Source organism: Aphanothece hegewaldii CCALA 016, assembly GCF_003007785.1.
GTDB lineage: Bacteria > Cyanobacteriota > Cyanobacteriia > Cyanobacteriales > Microcystaceae > Chroococcus > Chroococcus hegewaldii.
In genome coordinates this window covers 133,503-156,333 of sequence record NZ_PXOH01000009.1, presented here as the reverse complement: position 1 = coordinate 156,333, position 22,831 = coordinate 133,503, and the positions used below count along the sequence as shown (strand labels likewise).

Here is a 22,831-nt window from a genome sequence, read left to right as displayed (position 1 = left end):
AATCAATTTAACGTGAGACGTTTACATAGTAATTATTCTACCCTTATTTCCTCTGGTTTCTCGTTTAAGTCCCATTAATAGAAAGGGTTTGTCGCTAAAGATGTACTAAGTGCAATAAACAGGTTTCAATCCCGTAAACAGGATTCAGTTAATAGAAAGAAGCATCCAGTGTTACGGGGGTATACTCGGTATCTGTTTCAATCCCGTAAACAGGATTCAGTTAATAGAAAGTGACACGTCAAATCGCATCAAACATGATTACTCGTGTTTCAATCCCGTAAACAGGATTCAGTTAATAGAAAGTCAACCTCTATTAAGAACTGGGAAATGGAGGGGAAGTTTCAATCCCGTAAACAGGATTCAGTTAATAGAAAGCTATTGGATTTAGCTGGCCTAGTTTGTCCTCTTGTTGTTTCAATCCCGTAAACAGGATTCAGTTAATAGAAAGTTAGAATGACAGCCCAATTATTGGGCTTTAAGACAAGTTTCAATCCCGTAAACAGGATTCAGTTAATAGAAAGACTCCGCATTTTGTAAAGCAGCTAAAGCCTCTAAAGTTTCAATCCCGTAAACAGGATTCAGTTAATAGAAAGCTTAAATGACCCTAAGCGCAAGCACGACATCGAAAAGTTTCAATCCCGTAAACAGGATTCAGTTAATAGAAAGCAAAGAAATCCCCAAGCCCCGCAGCTACCTAGACAGTTTCAATCCCGTAAACAGGATTCAGTTAATAGAAAGTTTTGGCGCCATAATCCGCCAAGTATTGGTAGAAGGTTTCAATCCCGTAAACAGGATTCAGTTAATAGAAAGACTGTTGGACAAACCTGCGCATTAACGCTCATGACTGTTTCAATCCCGTAAACAGGATTCAGTTAATAGAAAGGATACGCGAGGCTGTTTTTCTCTGTATCCCTGTGGAGTTTCAATCCCGTAAACAGGATTCAGTTAATAGAAAGTTCTTTTGACGGCCAATACCGTCGTCATCAGACTGAGGTGTTTCAATCCCGTAAACAGGATTCAGTTAATAGAAAGATAGCCGGTGGTACTTCTGGATCAAGACATATTATCTCAAAAGTTTCAATCCCGTAAACAGGATTCAGTTAATAGAAAGATTATTGTGTTCCTTCTATAGAAATAAGATCAAGGGTTTCAATCCCGTAAACAGGATTCAGTTAATAGAAAGAAATAAAAAGAGTATAATTTAGTAATTTAAAAGGTGTTTCAATCCCGTAAACAGGATTCAGTTAATAGAAAGTAGATGATTATGAAGAATCTAAAGAGAGCTTTGACATTGTTTCAATCCCGTAAACAGGATTCAGTTAATAGAAAGTTTTCATCTAATCTATTAGAAATAAAATCAGACTTATGTTTCAATCCCGTAAACAGGATTCAGTTAATAGAAAGAACTTTCATGATTTAACCTCTACTAATTTTACTGAAGTTTCAATCCCGTAAACAGGATTCAGTTAATAGAAAGTTGAAAAAATAGTTAATGTTGGAAATGAGAAAAGTAGCGTTTCAATCCCGTAAACAGGATTCAGTTAATAGAAAGAATAGTTGGTTAGATTTCGACAGAGCAATCTACCCAGTTTCAATCCCGTAAACAGGATTCAGTTAATAGAAAGTTTATTGCCATAAGGCAAACTCTTTATAGGGATTGGTTTCAATCCCGTAAACAGGATTCAGTTAATAGAAAGTTTATACATTTAAAAGATAAAACACTATGTATTAAGCGTTTCAATCCCGTAAACAGGATTCAGTTAATAGAAAGAATTCTAGTGAAATTCTAAAAATTCTAGAATTTTGTTTCAATCCCGTAAACAGGATTCAGTTAATAGAAAGCATGAAACTGCACTAAAAGAAGTAGAGAAATATAAAATAAAGTTTCAATCCCGTAAACAGGATTCAGTTAATAGAAAGTAAAGCTTTTAAAGCGGAAGTTGTGTTATTTTTTCGTTTCAATCCCGTAAACAGGATTCAGTTAATAGAAAGGATATCTGCATTAAGATGGCTACATTGATAAATATGTTTCAATCCCGTAAACAGGATTCAGTTAATAGAAAGATGGGAATTTAGAATCTTTTTTAAGCTTCGATAATTGTTTCAATCCCGTAAACAGGATTCAGTTAATAGAAAGATTTTACATCAAAATTATTAATATTCATTGTTTGTGTTTCAATCCCGTAAACAGGATTCAGTTAATAGAAAGAATGTTGATTGAAGCAGGCATTGAGCCTGTATACAAATTGTTTCAATCCCGTAAACAGGATTCAGTTAATAGAAAGTCTAGATTATTCTAGGTAGTGTAGTTTATTTAAGGTGTTTCAATCCCGTAAACAGGATTCAGTTAATAGAAAGTTTCAAAGACTGTTGTCTAAAAATGGGTTACCAAATTGTTTCAATCCCGTAAACAGGATTCAGTTAATAGAAAGTTCCAAATCGTCGAAATTCTCTCCAGCGAGAAAACCGTTTCAATCCCGTAAACAGGATTCAGTTAATAGAAAGGAACGAGCCAAGCGTGACCCGATTTGGTTTTGCAAGTTTCAATCCCGTAAACAGGATTCAGTTAATAGAAAGGGAAGTTTCTTCAGGAGAATTTAAGGTTCTCCGACCAGTTTCAATCCCGTAAACAGGATTCAGTTAATAGAAAGTTCTAAGTGTACTATGTTCGATTTGTTTTTTAGCCGTTTCAATCCCGTAAACAGGATTCAGTTAATAGAAAGTGCAGAAAAAGAGTGGGTGTATTGGAAGTTAATAAAGGTTTCAATCCCGTAAACAGGATTCAGTTAATAGAAAGCTCTCCATCTTTATATCTATCTCTAAAGGTGTCAGGTTTCAATCCCGTAAACAGGATTCAGTTAATAGAAAGCAATATTCAATCTTCGGTTGATTTAAATTAGATTGGTTTCAATCCCGTAAACAGGATTCAGTTAATAGAAAGGAAATGCTGAAAACGGCTGAATGTTTCTCTCTCGCTCGTTTCAATCCCGTAAACAGGATTCAGTTAATAGAAAGATCTTGTCATGTTTTCCTATCTCTTATCATGAGTTTCAATCCCGTAAACAGGATTCAGTTAATAGAAAGCTATAAAAAATGGAGTGACACCAAACAATTTAACGGTTTCAATCCCGTAAACAGGATTCAGTTAATAGAAAGAATCTTTCGGAGTTTCCCTGTCTTTGGAAGGATGGGAGTTTCAATCCCGTAAACAGGATTCAGTTAATAGAAAGTCAAAAGCTTTTGCTAGAGAAGGCTAAGTCTATTATGTTTCAATCCCGTAAACAGGATTCAGTTAATAGAAAGCTAGTCCAGTTTGTCAAGGACTACTGGCAGTAAAAAGTTTCAATCCCGTAAACAGGATTCAGTTAATAGAAAGAATTGGTGTTTTGGTGATCTCAAGACTGCCGTAGAGGTTTCAATCCCGTAAACAGGATTCAGTTAATAGAAAGAGACGGATGTCACTAAAGATTGTAACATCCGTTGTTAGTTTCAATCCCGTAAACAGGATTCAGTTAATAGAAAGTACCGCCAATAAAACTATGGGAAGCCGCATACGGGTTTCAATCCCGTAAACAGGATTCAGTTAATAGAAAGAGCCTACAGTAATCCAGATAGATTTGTAATTAGAGCTAGTTTCAATCCCGTAAACAGGATTCAGTTAATAGAAAGCCAGAAATTGAAGAGTTAAAAAGCTTGGATGAGTTGTTTCAATCCCGTAAACAGGATTCAGTTAATAGAAAGATGCGCGGACTAGCAGGCTTTAAACGTATGGTGTATGTTTCAATCCCGTAAACAGGATTCAGTTAATAGAAAGATCTATTTCAACATCCCCTAAATCATCTAGTAAAAGTTTCAATCCCGTAAACAGGATTCAGTTAATAGAAAGACTTAATTCTTTCTTTAGCATTGTAGGTGTAGGTAGTTTCAATCCCGTAAACAGGATTCAGTTAATAGAAAGCGAGATAATAACACTACTTTATTAGCGGGCCACATCGTTTCAATCCCGTAAACAGGATTCAGTTAATAGAAAGTAGGATTCGCATTTTTCTTGTATATGCCTCCCAAGCCTGGTTTCAATCCCGTAAACAGGATTCAGTTAATAGAAAGGGGGTGGAGGTTGATGAGTGGCAACGCCCTATAGCTGTTTCAATCCCGTAAACAGGATTCAGTTAATAGAAAGAGATATCCAAAATCAGAAGTTATTAGTTTTTCCAGCGTTTCAATCCCGTAAACAGGATTCAGTTAATAGAAAGCCGCTTACTTCACCCTAAGCAATGGGAAACAAGTAGAGGTTTCAATCCCGTAAACAGGATTCAGTTAATAGAAAGTCTAAAACTTGTCGAAAAACTCTAATTCCTACTGAACGTTTCAATCCCGTAAACAGGATTCAGTTAATAGAAAGTCGCAGCAACCATTGAAAAAACTGACGCGGCCACAGTTTCAATCCCGTAAACAGGATTCAGTTAATAGAAAGAATTTAGGCGATGCTGTCCGTATCGTCGATGAGTGGGTTTCAATCCCGTAAACAGGATTCAGTTAATAGAAAGTTTTCTTTAATCCCTTCGTAATCGAAGTAGGATTCGTTTCAATCCCGTAAACAGGATTCAGTTAATAGAAAGCTGACTTTGCGACCTTCTTTGTTGCGGCCACTTGGAGTTTCAATCCCGTAAACAGGATTCAGTTAATAGAAAGAATATAAAGTGTCTCTCGCCGCTCTTAGTGATGGCTAGTTTCAATCCCGTAAACAGGATTCAGTTAATAGAAAGAAACAAGAAAAAAAATACAACATCGGTTGGATTTACGTTTCAATCCCGTAAACAGGATTCAGTTAATAGAAAGAACGGAGATTGAGAACTTAGTTAAAGCGATAGAAAGTTTCAATCCCGTAAACAGGATTCAGTTAATAGAAAGTTTTGATCTTTGTACCAAAAATCGTACAAAACTTGGTTTCAATCCCGTAAACAGGATTCAGTTAATAGAAAGTGGAACCAATTTGAATTGCGTTAAAGGGAATAGAATCCGTTTCAATCCCGTAAACAGGATTCAGTTAATAGAAAGAACGAGTTTAGAGCCAGGAGCTATTGAGATGTTAGGTTTCAATCCCGTAAACAGGATTCAGTTAATAGAAAGCGCTACCAAATAAACGGGCGCTCGCATTTCCTGATTGTTTCAATCCCGTAAACAGGATTCAGTTAATAGAAAGAAAACTTCGTTCAAAAGTGGTTTAGCGTTTTTGTTGTTTCAATCCCGTAAACAGGATTCAGTTAATAGAAAGACAGCCCGACAATAAAACCTAAAAATGATAAATATTACGTTTCAATCCCGTAAACAGGATTCAGTTAATAGAAAGCCATTCGTAGTTTCTCCATGTTTAGTTGATGTTCCGGGTTTCAATCCCGTAAACAGGATTCAGTTAATAGAAAGTAGGTATTACAGATGAGCAAATTAGAAAAGCTTACAGGTTTCAATCCCGTAAACAGGATTCAGTTAATAGAAAGATAGCGATCGCTCGATACTTTCACTAGCAAAAAAAAGTTTCAATCCCGTAAACAGGATTCAGTTAATAGAAAGTGACATTCGCTGATGACTCGAAGTATCAACAAATGGTTTCAATCCCGTAAACAGGATTCAGTTAATAGAAAGCTTTAGCCGCCCAACAATTAGTAATCGAGGATCTATCGTTTCAATCCCGTAAACAGGATTCAGTTAATAGAAAGGTCAAATTCCCCTTTAAAGTAAGTGGCGCGGTTGAATTGTTTCAATCCCGTAAACAGGATTCAGTTAATAGAAAGAAAAAGGATATTCCTACAAAATCAAGATCAAGCACTTTTGTTTCAATCCCGTAAACAGGATTCAGTTAATAGAAAGTACAAGGGATTAATTGAAGGAATTTGTCGAGTTATTGTTTCAATCCCGTAAACAGGATTCAGTTAATAGAAAGCGGAAGGAAAAGCAACTCAATTAGACCGCTTTGGCGAGTTTCAATCCCGTAAACAGGATTCAGTTAATAGAAAGCTAAAACTTGTCGTAAAACTCTAATTCCTACTGAACGTTTCAATCCCGTAAACAGGATTCAGTTAATAGAAAGCCGCTAGAGGAATTATGAGATCAGAGGGAATTGAAGTTTCAATCCCGTAAACAGGATTCAGTTAATAGAAAGTTGTTCTAACGCTTTCCCTTTCTCATGGAGCGTTTGTTTCAATCCCGTAAACAGGATTCAGTTAATAGAAAGGCCCAAAACCAAATCGCGCTGGAGATTATGTTAGCGTTTCAATCCCGTAAACAGGATTCAGTTAATAGAAAGCCTAAACGATCATTTATGGATTGATTATAAGGGATGTTTTAATCCCGTAAACAGGATTCAGTTAATAGAAAGGGTTGGAATTCTGCCTATCGTTGGCAGAATATCTGAAGTTTCAATCCCGTAAACAGGATTCAGTTAATAGAAAGTAAGCGAGATACTGGCTTATTCCATTCTCGAATTAATGTTTCAATCCCGTAAACAGGATTCAGTTAATAGAAAGACCCCTGAAACCCCTCAAGAGATAGAAAAGGAACAGTTTCAATCCCGTAAACAGGATTCAGTTAATAGAAAGTTATCATAATTTTCCCGTTCTCTCGGACGTTTTAGAGGTTTCAATCCCGTAAACAGGATTCAGTTAATAGAAAGCATAAGCGCCCCATTTCGGACATGGGGTAATTGTTGTTTCAATCCCGTAAACAGGATTCAGTTAATAGAAAGTCATGTGTTTAATAGTTAAAGTCCCCGCAGGTTATGTTTCAATCCCGTAAACAGGATTCAGTTAATAGAAAGGGGCGTTCTACTATCGCCAAAATGATAGAATTTTTAGTTTCAATCCCGTAAACAGGATTCAGTTAATAGAAAGTTGTTAGTATCACTAACGACTTTGTTAATCTCCTCGTTGTTTCAATCCCGTAAACAGGATTCAGTTAATAGAAAGTATTGATAAAATCTCTCTGCTCAGAGTAAGTTAAAGTTTCAATCCCGTAAACAGGATTCAGTTAATAGAAAGAATTCAGTGAGTCCGACCTTGGTTTTAATGCAGTAAAGTTTCAATCCCGTAAACAGGATTCAGTTAATAGAAAGCGTCTTAAGCCATGACGTAAAACTGGCTTTTTCTTGTTTCAATCCCGTAAACAGGATTCAGTTAATAGAAAGCACATGGTTGATGCGGTGTGACTGCGGGGGGATTTGGTTTCAATCCCGTAAACAGGATTCAGTTAATAGAAAGAGCCTGATCGCCCCATTTATCTTCGCATAAAGCCATGTTTCAATCCCGTAAACAGGATTCAGTTAATAGAAAGATTGTAACATCCGCTGCTACAACTCTAAAGCTCATAGTTTCAATCCCGTAAACAGGATTCAGTTAATAGAAAGATGATATTTAAAAATAACAACATTGCCCTCTTCAAGTTTCAATCCCGTAAACAGGATTCAGTTAATAGAAAGCTCATATTGCTCGCTAGGAAGGGTGATCCCGTAGATGTTTCAATCCCGTAAACAGGATTCAGTTAATAGAAAGGCCAACTATATCCTTCCAGCAATGTAGTGATCTTGATCCCGTTTCAATCCCGTAAACAGGATTCAGTTAATAGAAAGTTAGGGATGAGCGCGCCCTTAACTCCAGACAATGGTTTCAATCCCGTAAACAGGATTCAGTTAATAGAAAGCCAATTCTAACCGCAGCTATTCTAAACCTAATTGCTGTTTCAATCCCGTAAACAGGATTCAGTTAATAGAAAGGCCCTCCCCAACTGAACCCGCGGGGTCTGGAGATTTTCGTTTCAATCCCGTAAACAGGATTCAGTTAATAGAAAGCTTGACAGTTCAAGTTGATCAATCTGTAGATGAACCAGGTTTCAATCCCGTAAACAGGATTCAGTTAATAGAAAGGTCTTCATCTCGCGAAATCAATGAGTTGTTTGACGGTTTCAATCCCGTAAACAGGATTCAGTTAATAGAAAGAATTTGGCTTGTTTTTTATGCCCAAAATAAGCTTGAGTTTCAATCCCGTAAACAGGATTCAGTTAATAGAAAGTAAAAATTTTGCTGCAATTGTTTCACCAAGAAACAAAAGTTTCAATCCCGTAAACAGGATTCAGTTAATAGAAAGTTTGCACTTGGCAAGGTTGTCCTAAACGGCCTTCGATGCCAGTTTCAATCCCGTAAACAGGATTCAGTTAATAGAAAGTTCGTAAGCTAACTGGTTAAATTGGTGAGTATTATTGTTTCAATCCCGTAAACAGGATTCAGTTAATAGAAAGCAATAGCAATTAAAGAAGTATTAAGAGTAGTACGGTTTCAATCCCGTAAACAGGATTCAGTTAATAGAAAGAAAATTAGCGTTTGTCCCTGTTAAGGTAAAAGATGTTTCAATCCCGTAAACAGGATTCAGTTAATAGAAAGCTTTCCCCAAAGTCTATACAAGTACGAATAAAAAATGTTTCAATCCCGTAAACAGGATTCAGTTAATAGAAAGAATTACAACTCTTAAAGAAATTAAAAGTAATAGTGCGTTTCAATCCCGTAAACAGGATTCAGTTAATAGAAAGCCCCAAATTGCCCAAAGCGCGCAACTTAATATTAATTGTTTCAATCCCGTAAACAGGATTCAGTTAATAGAAAGTTATCAATCAATTGATAATGAAGATATAGAGAACAGTTTCAATCCCGTAAACAGGATTCAGTTAATAGAAAGAAGAAGGCTTTGTGTCACAAGAAGAAGCCTTATAAGTTTCAATCCCGTAAACAGGATTCAGTTAATAGAAAGAGATAGTCGATGGCTGGTAAAAAATATCCGTGAAAAGTTTCAATCCCGTAAACAGGATTCAGTTAATAGAAAGACCTGCGACCAGAAATGGGAAAACACAACGGGAATGCACGGTTTCAATCCCGTAAACAGGATTCAGTTAATAGAAAGGGAGATTTTAACTCATGACGAACTTTCGCATAAAAGTTTCAATCCCGTAAACAGGATTCAGTTAATAGAAAGACCCCGCAAGATATTTCTTGGCAATGGTTGAGGGAATCCTGTTTCAATCCCGTAAACAGGATTCAGTTAATAGAAAGTTTGCGGACAAGATTCCAACAAAGTCCTCTCCTCTGTTTCAATCCCGTAAACAGGATTCAGTTAATAGAAAGCGCAAGATATTTCTTGGCAATGGTTGAGGGAATCCTGTTTCAATCCCGTAAACAGGATTCAGTTAATAGAAAGATGACGAACTTTCGCATAAAACACGACAAACACTTGTTTCAATCCCGTAAACAGGATTCAGTTAATAGAAAGATCACGGCAAAAACGACTCGGCTATATATATAGATGTTTCAATCCCGTAAACAGGATTCAGTTAATAGAAAGCAACATTAAATTTGAGTTTGATCGTGAAGCCGATCAGTTTCAATCCCGTAAACAGGATTCAGTTAATAGAAAGCGGGGTACGTGTTTCAGCCGCTAACGGTCTTGTAAGTTTCAATCCCGTAAACAGGATTCAGTTAATAGAAAGAATTATGAAAATTAGAGGGGACTTTGACAATAAGAGTTTCAATCCCGTAAACAGGATTCAGTTAATAGAAAGTGAACATTAACAAAAATACAGTCACGGGCGAACACAGTTTCAATCCCGTAAACAGGATTCAGTTAATAGAAAGTTTATATTGCCAATATAAATCAATTGATTGATACAAGTTTCAATCCCGTAAACAGGATTCAGTTAATAGAAAGATGGGCGTAACTTTCTATGCTCATCTGAGAATGGCGTTTCAATCCCGTAAACAGGATTCAGTTAATAGAAAGATCCACTGGCCAACAATTTCATTTTCGACTTTAATTCTGTTTCAATCCCGTAAACAGGATTCAGTTAATAGAAAGCCAAGCTAGTAATGAACGGAACAATCCGCTCTTGGATGTTTCAATCCCGTAAACAGGATTCAGTTAATAGAAAGAACCTTTAACCCCAGTGTTTTAAAGCGAGTTGAGTTGTTTCAATCCCGTAAACAGGATTCAGTTAATAGAAAGGACTCGTAAGACAAGGGTTTGTCATAGCTTTGTTAGGGTTTCAATCCCGTAAACAGGATTCAGTTAATAGAAAGAAGACGGTTCTTTATCTCCATCAAAAAGACAGCTGTTTCAATCCCGTAAACAGGATTCAGTTAATAGAAAGCTTAATGATTTATTTCCTGCCGTTCCTGAGTATAAACAGTTTCAATCCCGTAAACAGGATTCAGTTAATAGAAAGAATAGCAGGCGCTGGGCATCATCCACAGGGTGAATGTTTCAATCCCGTAAACAGGATTCAGTTAATAGAAAGAGATCCAGACTGCAATCTGGACTATAAAAAGTGGAGCGAGTTTCAATCCCGTAAACAGGATTCAGTTAATAGAAAGGATCGGACAACTGTCACTAAACGATAATTGGGAGGTCTCGTTTCAATCCCGTAAACAGGATTCAGTTAATAGAAAGGATTGCGGATCACAGTCCAGATCATTTAGGCGAACAGTTTCAATCCCGTAAACAGGATTCAGTTAATAGAAAGATTGCGGATCACAGTCCAGATCATTTAGGCGAACAGTTTCAATCCCGTAAACAGGATTCAGTTAATAGAAAGAGTAAAATTAAAAGATTGACGGGGGTTGAATTATGGTTTCAATCCCGTAAACAGGATTCAGTTAATAGAAAGCCTAAATGCCTTCCATTTGCAATGATCGGACAACTGTGTTTCAATCCCGTAAACAGGATTCAGTTAATAGAAAGCCTATTGGGATGAAGATATGTTTGCTACAGCAAAGTTTCAATCCCGTAAACAGGATTCAGTTAATAGAAAGAGTTCAATCTTTGCGCTTAAAAGTATCTTTAACTAGGGTTTCAATCCCGTAAACAGGATTCAGTTAATAGAAAGGACTGTGACGATTATGGGTATGACGATGATGATTCTGTTTCAATCCCGTAAACAGGATTCAGTTAATAGAAAGCGAGTTGGGAATTCAATGGAGATGTAAATTCACCGTTTCAATCCCGTAAACAGGATTCAGTTAATAGAAAGAATATTGGAGGTTTAACCGTGAAACTAATCTTAGTCGTTTCAATCCCGTAAACAGGATTCAGTTAATAGAAAGTAAAAAAGCTATTTGAATTATCTTCTATTGACCGGTTTCAATCCCGTAAACAGGATTCAGTTAATAGAAAGAATCGAACTAATATTGCCTCTGGGGAGGGGTTATTGGCAGTTTCAATCCCGTAAACAGGATTCAGTTAATAGAAAGACCCTCTTCTTTGAGCCTGCGAATTTCTTTTAAGTCGTTTCAATCCCGTAAACAGGATTCAGTTAATAGAAAGGACAACGCAGCTACACCGCCGTCATCGGTGTTCCCAGAGTTTCAATCCCGTAAACAGGATTCAGTTAATAGAAAGAATCATAGAAAGTTTGCTATTTTTCTAGTTCTTTAGCCCTGTAGTTTCAATCCCGTAAACAGGATTCAGTTAATAGAAAGATCATGATCGGATTGAGCAGTGACGTGCTTAATATTGTTTCAATCCCGTAAACAGGATTCAGTTAATAGAAAGTAGATCAGCTTGCCCGCCGTTTGAACGAAGATTTCATTTTAAGTTTCAATCCCGTAAACAGGATTCAGTTAATAGAAAGCGCGGATATCTATGTTCCGAAAAAAGAAGATGAATTAGTTTCAATCCCGTAAACAGGATTCAGTTAATAGAAAGCGACTGTGACGATTATGGGTATGACGATGATTCTTACGTTTCAATCCCGTAAACAGGATTCAGTTAATAGAAAGTGTTATGATAGCTTGTAAAATGCAAGTTATACTGGTTTCAATCCCGTAAACAGGATTCAGTTAATAGAAAGTTTTTGAGTCTGAAGTTCGTTATTTTTCGGAAGAGCAGTTTCAATCCCGTAAACAGGATTCAGTTAATAGAAAGTGAGTTCCTCTAAAACATCTTTAACACCATTAAACTGTTTCAATCCCGTAAACAGGATTCAGTTAATAGAAAGTTTTTGGGAATTGATCTATCGCACGATATACATATAGTTTCAATCCCGTAAACAGGATTCAGTTAATAGAAAGTAAAAACATTTGACAATCCATCAATTTTTTTCTCGGTTTCAATCCCGTAAACAGGATTCAGTTAATAGAAAGAGGTCTGTTGATAGTTTTCTTGGCTATCTAGTAGCGTTTCAATCCCGTAAACAGGATTCAGTTAATAGAAAGCTTGTAAAACTTGCATATGCTCGCTACGAATTACCTGTTTCAATCCCGTAAACAGGATTCAGTTAATAGAAAGTATACAACTTGTTTAATGGTCGCCAACAGCCCACAGGTTTCAATCCCGTAAACAGGATTCAGTTAATAGAAAGTCGATGGTTTCAACCCGCGCTAATTGAAGTTTTTGTTTCAATCCCGTAAACAGGATTCAGTTAATAGAAAGAGAATCATCGTCATACCCACAGTCGTCATAATAAAATGTTTCAATCCCGTAAACAGGATTCAGTTAATAGAAAGTCAATCAATTGATTTATATTAGAGATATAGACAGTTTCAATCCCGTAAACAGGATTCAGTTAATAGAAAGTATCGGCTTGACCTGTACTAAAGCCCGATGTCTAAGTGTTTCAATCCCGTAAACAGGATTCAGTTAATAGAAAGATGGTAGAACGCCCTAACGCACAACGGGTCAAATGGTTTCAATCCCGTAAACAGGATTCAGTTAATAGAAAGATTCTTAGGTGAGCGTAGAAAGCCACGCCTAGATTGTTTCAATCCCGTAAACAGGATTCAGTTAATAGAAAGATGAATTCTGCCAACCACCCGCTTTAGGCGGAGAATCTTGCCAGTTTCAATCCCGTAAACAGGATTCAGTTAATAGAAAGAAGATTCATGTATTTCGTCTGCTATATGTTCAAAAGTTTCAATCCCGTAAACAGGATTCAGTTAATAGAAAGAATGTTAGTAAGCAAAAATACAGCCACAGGCGAACAGTTTCAATCCCGTAAACAGGATTCAGTTAATAGAAAGTTTAACTCTGCCTGTTGCTCAAAATCTATCATATGATTGAATGTTTCAATCCCGTAAACAGGATTCAGTTAATAGAAAGAAGGGAATGTCCAATCATCGCTAAAACACTCTATGTTTCAATCCCGTAAACAGGATTCAGTTAATAGAAAGAAAATTATGATAGCCTGCGGGGACTTTGACAATAAGAGTTTCAATCCCGTAAACAGGATTCAGTTAATAGAAAGTCTAGCTGCGATTGCTGGAACTGGAACCCTTGATCGTTTCAATCCCGTAAACAGGATTCAGTTAATAGAAAGAAATATGGAAACGAACTCGAGTATATCTCAATGACTAGTTTCAATCCCGTAAACAGGATTCAGTTAATAGAAAGTTTAACAGATTTTGCGGTGGGTGCTACCCTTAACGGAACGTTTCAATCCCGTAAACAGGATTCAGTTAATAGAAAGGCTTTGTTTCTATTATGCAGCCAATTTTCGGAGCATTGTTTCAATCCCGTAAACAGGATTCAGTTAATAGAAAGGGAGTGCCTTTTATGGACGCTTTTGAGGAGGGCAAGTTTCAATCCCGTAAACAGGATTCAGTTAATAGAAAGTTCTGGTGACACTTTAGCCATTAATGGCAAAACTGTTTCAATCCCGTAAACAGGATTCAGTTAATAGAAAGCCAAATCGTGTTCATGAGAGCGGAGAAACGATCGAACTGTTTCAATCCCGTAAACAGGATTCAGTTAATAGAAAGCGTATTGGAAATTCTCCCAAACCCTTACGGTGCGGGAGTTTCAATCCCGTAAACAGGATTCAGTTAATAGAAAGATTAGTCCACCATGACTCCGCGCTTAGACTAATGTCGTTTCAATCCCGTAAACAGGATTCAGTTAATAGAAAGAGAATTCCAAAAATTAAACGAAGAACACGAATTATTGTTTCAATCCCGTAAACAGGATTCAGTTAATAGAAAGAAAAAGGAGAAACCAACTAATGATGGAAACGAAAAAGGTTTCAATCCCGTAAACAGGATTCAGTTAATAGAAAGCGGCTGACAAGGAACGCTTAGAAATTGAGCAAGCTCTGTTTCAATCCCGTAAACAGGATTCAGTTAATAGAAAGATTTTTATCTTGCCTTCATACAAAAATTTTTTTAAACTTTCTAGTTTCAATCCCGTAAACAGGATTCAGTTAATAGAAAGTAGTTCCAACTGGAATAATTGGCAGTCCAACTACCTGTTTCAATCCCGTAAACAGGATTCAGTTAATAGAAAGAAAGATTTGGTCGTAACCCAATTAAACTTTCCACGAATGTTTCAATCCCGTAAACAGGATTCAGTTAATAGAAAGAAGAAAAATATCTATTGGATAATTTAGTGATCGCAAAGTTTCAATCCCGTAAACAGGATTCAGTTAATAGAAAGTCGAGAAGCCGTACTATATCTAATTAAGACTAAACAGGTTTCAATCCCGTAAACAGGATTCAGTTAATAGAAAGGGCAAAAAGGTAAATATCTAGATGGTTGGATTATGTTTCAATCCCGTAAACAGGATTCAGTTAATAGAAAGTTAAAAGGTAAAGAGCTGCCAGCATTAAATCTAATCAGTTTCAATCCCGTAAACAGGATTCAGTTAATAGAAAGACTTAATAGTATCAAAGCTGGAGATAGAAATATCGTTTCAATCCCGTAAACAGGATTCAGTTAATAGAAAGTGAACGCGCTTGACTTTAAAGTTTTCCGTTCCGAATGTAGTTTCAATCCCGTAAACAGGATTCAGTTAATAGAAAGCTCAGGTAAAGAGACTATAGAAAATGAAGTAATCTTGTTTCAATCCCGTAAACAGGATTCAGTTAATAGAAAGAGGTTATTTAGGTATTAAAAGATTTAATTAATTTCGTTTCAATCCCGTAAACAGGATTCAGTTAATAGAAAGAAATATTATTGGTTTTTTATGAAAACTATGTAAACTGTTTCAATCCCGTAAACAGGATTCAGTTAATAGAAAGTAAAACCATGCTAGAAGTAGAAATAGAAAAAATAATAGTTTCAATCCCGTAAACAGGATTCAGTTAATAGAAAGAACCAAAAAAAATTATACAATATGATAGAAATAAAAGTTTCAATCCCGTAAACAGGATTCAGTTAATAGAAAGTCTTAGCCTTATATAACCTTTTGTATGAATAAGAGTGTTTCAATCCCGTAAACAGGATTCAGTTAATAGAAAGATCTACTATATAGAAAGATTCATGGTCTTTTGACTTGTTTCAATCCCGTAAACAGGATTCAGTTAATAGAAAGGTAGATTATCAATGGGTTAATTATTATCTTAAAAAAGTTTCAATCCCGTAAACAGGATTCAGTTAATAGAAAGTAATATAACTATTTATCAAGAATACTTAAATTAAAATAGTTTCAATCCCGTAAACAGGATTCAGTTAATAGAAAGTAAGTTATGGGATAATTTAGGTAAAGTAGTATATTGTTTCAATCCCGTAAACAGGATTCAGTTAATAGAAAGTACATTTTGCACTTCTTTAATTACTGACATTGATTGTTTCAATCCCGTAAACAGGATTCAGTTAATAGAAAGAACTATAATTGGTAGAAATTAATTAAATCTTTGTTTCAATCCCGTAAACAGGATTCAGTTAATAGAAAGTAAAACTCTATGGTCGTCACAAATAATTTGATTTAGTTTCAATCCCGTAAACAGGATTCAGTTAATAGAAAGGACTTATTTACTACTGAAGAAATAGAAAATAGTTTGTTTCAATCCCGTAAACAGGATTCAGTTAATAGAAAGTTCTATATTAATATTTTAGAAAAGAATAATAATTACGTTTCAATCCCGTAAACAGGATTCAGTTAATAGAAAGTTAGTAAATTATTTAATTTATTTAAAGATAAACTGTTTCAATCCCGTAAACAGGATTCAGTTAATAGAAAGTAGGGTATTAAATTTTAAATAGAGAGTATTTATTTAGTTTCAATCCCGTAAACAGGATTCAGTTAATAGAAAGTAATGTTAAAAGGTATTAAATATTTTACTATTTTTGTTTCAATCCCGTAAACAGGATTCAGTTAATAGAAAGGATAGTATTATTCTAGTTTTTAATGATAAAGTAGTAAAGTTTCAATCCCGTAAACAGGATTCAGTTAATAGAAAGAGAAAGTAATAGCTATATTACATGATACTATTGAAGAGTTTCAATCCCGTAAACAGGATTCAGTTAATAGAAAGCCTTAAATAAAACATAGTTTTATTTTTGCTTATAGTTTCAATCCCGTAAACAGGATTCAGTTAATAGAAAGGATTATTTAATGAGACTTGAGATACTAGCATATGTGTTTCAATCCCGTAAACAGGATTCAGTTAATAGAAAGAAAAAATCTACATAATTTTAATAAAGAATATAATTGTTTCAATCCCGTAAACAGGATTCAGTTAATAGAAAGACGCGTTTTTGTGATGAAGCAAAAATAACACTAGAAGTTTCAATCCCGTAAACAGGATTCAGTTAATAGAAAGCAAAATTTATTAAACAATCTAACAATAGAAAATAGAAGTTTCAATCCCGTAAACAGGATTCAGTTAATAGAAAGCGGGAAGAATTGTCAGTTTCTCGGACGGCACTAACTGCGTTTCAATCCCGTAAACAGGATTCAGTTAATAGAAAGGACCGCATCTTGATTTATGCGGTCGAAACTAATGGTTTCAATCCCGTAAACAGGATTCAGTTAATAGAAAGCAAGGACAGTTCGCTGTGGACTTTTTATATGATCCCGACATCGTTTCAATCCCGTAAACAGGATTCAGTTAATAGAAAGAATTCATGGAATGCTATGCTGATCGCCTTGAATCGTGTCGTTTCAATCCCGTAAACAGGATTCAGTTAATAGAAAGTAATATTGATTAAAAGGGAAAACTATGATGTTATTGTTTCAATCCCGTAAACAGGATTCAGTTAATAGAAAGAAAGACGGTTTCGTTTCAAGAATGTAGCGACCTTGATCTCGTTTCAATCCCGTAAACAGGATTCAGTTAATAGAAAGATCAGCATTCCATGAATTGTTTAAGGCACAAAGTTCTATGGTTTCAATCCCGTAAACAGGATTCAGTTAATAGAAAGGCTAGATCTTCTAGCGTTATTCCTGCTTCATCGCAAAGTTTCAATCCCGTAAACAGGATTCAGTTAATAGAAAGCCGTCAAAGGAATCCTCATCATCATTGCTTTCCTCAGTTTCAATCCCGTAAACAGGATTCAGTTAATAGAAAGGATACTGGAAAAATCTTGAAAGCAACATAATTTGTTGTTTCAATCCCGTAAACAGGATTCAGTTAATAGAAAGCATTATCGATTATCTCCATCGCCTTGAATGGTTCCAGTTTCAATCCCGTAAACAGGATTCAGTTAATAGAAAGTCCTTGGCGTTAAATTTAGAAAAGAACGGCTTTAAAGTTTCAATCCCGTAAACAGGATTCAGTTAATAGAAAGTAAAAAACAAATATGGAGACATCGAAGTTAGAACAGTTTCAATCCCGTAAACAGGATTCAGTTAATAGAAAGCGGGTTTCCTGTCTAGTTCTTGTGCGCAAGACGGTTTCAATCCCGTAAACAGGATTCAGTTAATAGAAAGTACTACCCAACAAGCATAAATCCCACAAAAGAACCGACTACGTTTCAATCCCGTAAACAGGATTCAGTTAATAGAAAGCTTTAACTGCTGCTAAATTTTTTCTACCTTCAATATGTTTCAATCCCGTAAACAGGATTCAGTTAATAGAAAGAAATGAAAAAATGATGATTTATATTGAAAAAATAAAGTTTCAATCCCGTAAACAGGATTCAGTTAATAGAAAGAGTACCACCACTAGATATTTTACTTTTAGCTGATTTGTTTCAATCCCGTAAACAGGATTCAGTTAATAGAAAGACAAAAAATGGCTTATATCAATATTATCAGCAAAGTTTCAATCCCGTAAACAGGATTCAGTTAATAGAAAGATTATTTTATTGTATTATATGTCTAATCTTTCTATCGTTTCAATCCCGTAAACAGGATTCAGTTAATAGAAAGTAAATTATGTAGAAATAGTAGATTATTATTTAGAAATGTTTCAATCCCGTAAACAGGATTCAGTTAATAGAAAGATATTATTATATATTATATAGAATTTATATATAAATGTTTCAATCCCGTAAACAGGATTCAGTTAATAGAAAGACTCGGAATTAAAGACAATCACTAATTTAGATAGTAAGTTTCAATCCCGTAAACAGGATTCAGTTAATAGAAAGTTAGTTAAAAAAGTTATTGCTAAATTAGAATCTTGTTTCAATCCCGTAAACAGGATTCAGTTAATAGAAAGATAATTATGATTAGTATTAAAGGCAGGTTCATTATTGTTTCAATCCCGTAAACAGGATTCAGTTAATAGAAAGAAATCATGATTTTTTTTACTAGAGAGTAAAAAAATATTGTTTCAATCCCGTAAACAGGATTCAGTTAATAGAAAGAAAACCAAAAGTAGCTTGTGATTGTAAATCATGATTGTTTCAATCCCGTAAACAGGATTCAGTTAATAGAAAGAGAAAAATAATACTGACTTTCTTTAGATAAAATTTTGTTTCAATCCCGTAAACAGGATTCAGTTAATAGAAAGAGTTTTAAATAGTTAAATATCTAAGCTAAAGTAGTAAGTTTCAATCCCGTAAACAGGATTCAGTTAATAGAAAGTGTCTATAACAAGTAAAACTAATAGGCTAATTTTTATTGTTTCAATCCCGTAAACAGGATTCAGTTAATAGAAAGAAAAAGATGTATTTTTCTGTGATTATCAGAAAAAAGTTTCAATCCCGTAAACAGGATTCAGTTAATAGAAAGAATTATAATCTGGCATATAATTTCAAAATATTAATGTTTCAATCCCGTAAACAGGATTCAGTTAATAGAAAGGTCCTAAAATTTAACTCAAATATTATTTTAAAAAAGATGTTTCAATCCCGTAAACAGGATTCAGTTAATAGAAAGCACTAGGACTAATCTTAGGGAGATTATCTTCAGTTAATGTCAATTTATAGTTTCAATCCCGTAAACAGGATTCAGTTAATAGAAAGCAGTGACTGCGGCTGGTAGAGGATTGGGCTTTTGCCCGTTTCAATCCCGTAAACAGGATTCAGTTAATAGAAAGAGTATCGGAGTTGCTGCTCAAGTTGGAATCGGACGTTTCAATCCCGTAAACAGGATTCAGTTAATAGAAAGCACCAAAAGAACGGCTCGACCAACTCAAAGGCGAAGTTTCAATCCCGTAAACAGGATTCAGTTAATAGAAAGAAACATATCTTCATCCCAATAAGGTAGGGATTTTTGTTTCAATCCCGTAAACAGGATTCAGTTAATAGAAAGGAGCAAACCTTTCTGCATTGCCATAACTTCTCAAAAGTTTCAATCCCGTAAACAGGATTCAGTTAATAGAAAGTAAACGTTTAATAGATTTAGGCGTGGCTTTCTACGCTGTTTCAATCCCGTAAACAGGATTCAGTTAATAGAAAGTTGTTTAATATTGATTAAAATTGATCAAAAGGGAAGTTTCAATCCCGTAAACAGGATTCAGTTAATAGAAAGTTCTAATGTCGGTCATTCGGAGTCCGATTCCGAGTTCAAGTGTTTCAATCCCGTAAACAGGATTCAGTTAATAGAAAGCTAATTTAGACTTAGTAGAAATTAAAGAAAGATTTATGTTTCAATCCCGTAAACAGGATTCAGTTAATAGAAAGGTAAACTGTAAAGGTACTATGGATAAAGGATTAGCTTGTTTCAATCCCGTAAACAGGATTCAGTTAATAGAAAGAAATATTTATAAGTATCTTGATTTAATTCTAAATGTTTCAATCCCGTAAACAGGATTCAGTTAATAGAAAGGCAACCACTAATTCAAATGAACGCACTGCTTCGCCGTTTCAATCCCGTAAACAGGATTCAGTTAATAGAAAGACGAAAGAACAAGTATTAGAATGGTTGGTGCAGAAGTTTCAATCCCGTAAACAGGATTCAGTTAATAGAAAGAATAAATCATTGATTTCAGCTAGATTTAGCGATAGTAAATGTTTCAATCCCGTAAACAGGATTCAGTTAATAGAAAGTTAAAAGATTAACGGGGGTTGAATTATGAGCTTAGGGTTTCAATCCCGTAAACAGGATTCAGTTAATAGAAAGGTATAGGTCTGTTGATAGTTCTCTTGGCTATCTAGCGTTTCAATCCCGTAAACAGGATTCAGTTAATAGAAAGACCCCTAGAAGAATTGACGATTGCCTACAAAAAATGTTTCAATCCCGTAAACAGGATTCAGTTAATAGAAAGTTGCTATGATAGCTTGTAAAATGCAAGTTATACTATGTTTCAATCCCGTAAACAGGATTCAGTTAATAGAAAGGTGCGTTCATTTGAATTAGTGGTTGCAGGGATATCTGTTTCAATCCCGTAAACAGGATTCAGTTAATAGAAAGTTGGCCAGTTGTCCCTAGACGACAATTGGAGAGTGTCCGTTTCAATCCCGTAAACAGGATTCAGTTAATAGAAAGAAACCAAGAGGAATTAAATCCCGTCCACCCTCAAATAGTTTCAATCCCGTAAACAGGATTCAGTTAATAGAAAGTTAAGGAAGCAGTGCAAAAATAATCGACAAAGCTCGTTTCAATCCCGTAAACAGGATTCAGTTAATAGAAAGAATGTGTTCTTTGTTCTTTAAGGGGCTATCTTCAGATGTTTCAATCCCGTAAACAGGATTCAGTTAATAGAAAGTTTCCGAGACTGGAACAACTTGACGGCTTGAAGGATTTGTTTCAATCCCGTAAACAGGATTCAGTTAATAGAAAGAATTCCAACCGCATCCATAATTCTTGCGAGTTCTCGCGTTTCAATCCCGTAAACAGGATTCAGTTAATAGAAAGAACCGCAACAGTTGTGTCGTTAAAAATCTTAACCCAAGGAACAACGCGTTTCAATCCCGTAAACAGGATTCAGTTAATAGAAAGGGCAATGACGGCTATAAACACGCTTGCCCTTCTCCCGTTTCAATCCCGTAAACAGGATTCAGTTAATAGAAAGCAAGTTTATCGACAGTCTTCTCGCCTTCCAGTCCTCGTTTCAATCCCGTAAACAGGATTCAGTTAATAGAAAGTTGATGTAGAGATTGTTTATGATAATAATGAACAATTGAAGTTTCAATCCCGTAAACAGGATTCAGTTAATAGAAAGTATAATTTGATGAGCAAAACCTTCTAAATTCTGCAATAGTTTCAATCCCGTAAACAGGATTCAGTTAATAGAAAGATATCAATAAAGACGAATTGTCTCATGTTCGTTTGTTTCAATCCCGTAAACAGGATTCAGTTAATAGAAAGAGAAAATCTCCCCTGTCTGCCAGTTGATTTAAACGTTTCAATCCCGTAAACAGGATTCAGTTAATAGAAAGATAAAAATGAACGCTTTTGATTTTGCTCAAACCTATGTTTCAATCCCGTAAACAGGATTCAGTTAATAGAAAGAGCTATCCTGTCTCGTGGTTTGTCGCCATGTGAGCGTTTCAATCCCGTAAACAGGATTCAGTTAATAGAAAGAACTACACCATAGCCTCTTGCGCTGTTAAATTGACTGTTTCAATCCCGTAAACAGGATTCAGTTAATAGAAAGTAGTGGTTATTGTGGTCGCGGTAGTCGTTGGTTCCACAACGTTTCAATCCCGTAAACAGGATTCAGTTAATAGAAAGAGATTAGCTGATGAGCTATCAAGAGATAGTTTATTGTTTCAATCCCGTAAACAGGATTCAGTTAATAGAAAGCCCTTGGCAAGCCGCCCTCCTGGTAAAAATCCTAAGTTTCAATCCCGTAAACAGGATTCAGTTAATAGAAAGTTTTCGGCTCTCTTGACGATGATTTAGATATAGATATTGAGTTTCAATCCCGTAAACAGGATTCAGTTAATAGAAAGCTAACCTATAAGGGTTATAGCCCTTATAGGCTATGTTTCAATCCCGTAAACAGGATTCAGTTAATAGAAAGAGTTTCCCTTTGGTGGACGCGCTTTTAACCTTAAATCGTTTCAATCCCGTAAACAGGATTCAGTTAATAGAAAGAACGTGGGAGAAGACCGCGGGAATGCATGTCCATTTGTTTCAATCCCGTAAACAGGATTCAGTTAATAGAAAGAGCCGTTCTTCTCTAAATTTAGCGTTAAAGATCTTGTTTCAATCCCGTAAACAGGATTCAGTTAATAGAAAGGCATTATGTGTTTGATAGTTAAAGCCCCCGCAGGTCGTTTCAATCCCGTAAACAGGATTCAGTTAATAGAAAGCTCATCCCCATAATCCTCATAGTCCTCATATTGCTCGTTTCAATCCCGTAAACAGGATTCAGTTAATAGAAAGCAAACATATCTTCATCCCAATAAGGTAGGGATTTTTGTTTCAATCCCGTAAACAGGATTCAGTTAATAGAAAGTTTCATTTTAGTAATAGTATTTTGTGGTTAGTCCCCGTTTCAATCCCGTAAACAGGATTCAGTTAATAGAAAGTCAAGGGAGACTTTCGATTCTTCCGATGGGGTAGGGGTAGTTTCAATCCCGTAAACAGGATTCAGTTAATAGAAAGTAATTATTGATTAAAAAGAAGGAGGAAAAGTATGAGTTTCAATCCCGTAAACAGGATTCAGTTAATAGAAAGTGCTAGACATAAGCGAGTATCAGGACTATGACAAATCAGTTTCAATCCCGTAAACAGGATTCAGTTAATAGAA

1 CRISPR repeat array (running past one end of the window) is annotated in these 22,831 nt (G+C 35.5%).

Annotation, left to right across the window (positions count from 1 at the left end):
* Positions 1-122: 122 nt before the first annotated feature.
* Positions 123-22,831: a CRISPR direct-repeat array (repeat unit 37 nt; unit sequence GTTTCAATCCCGTAAACAGGATTCAGTTAATAGAAAG); it runs 2 nt beyond the window's last position.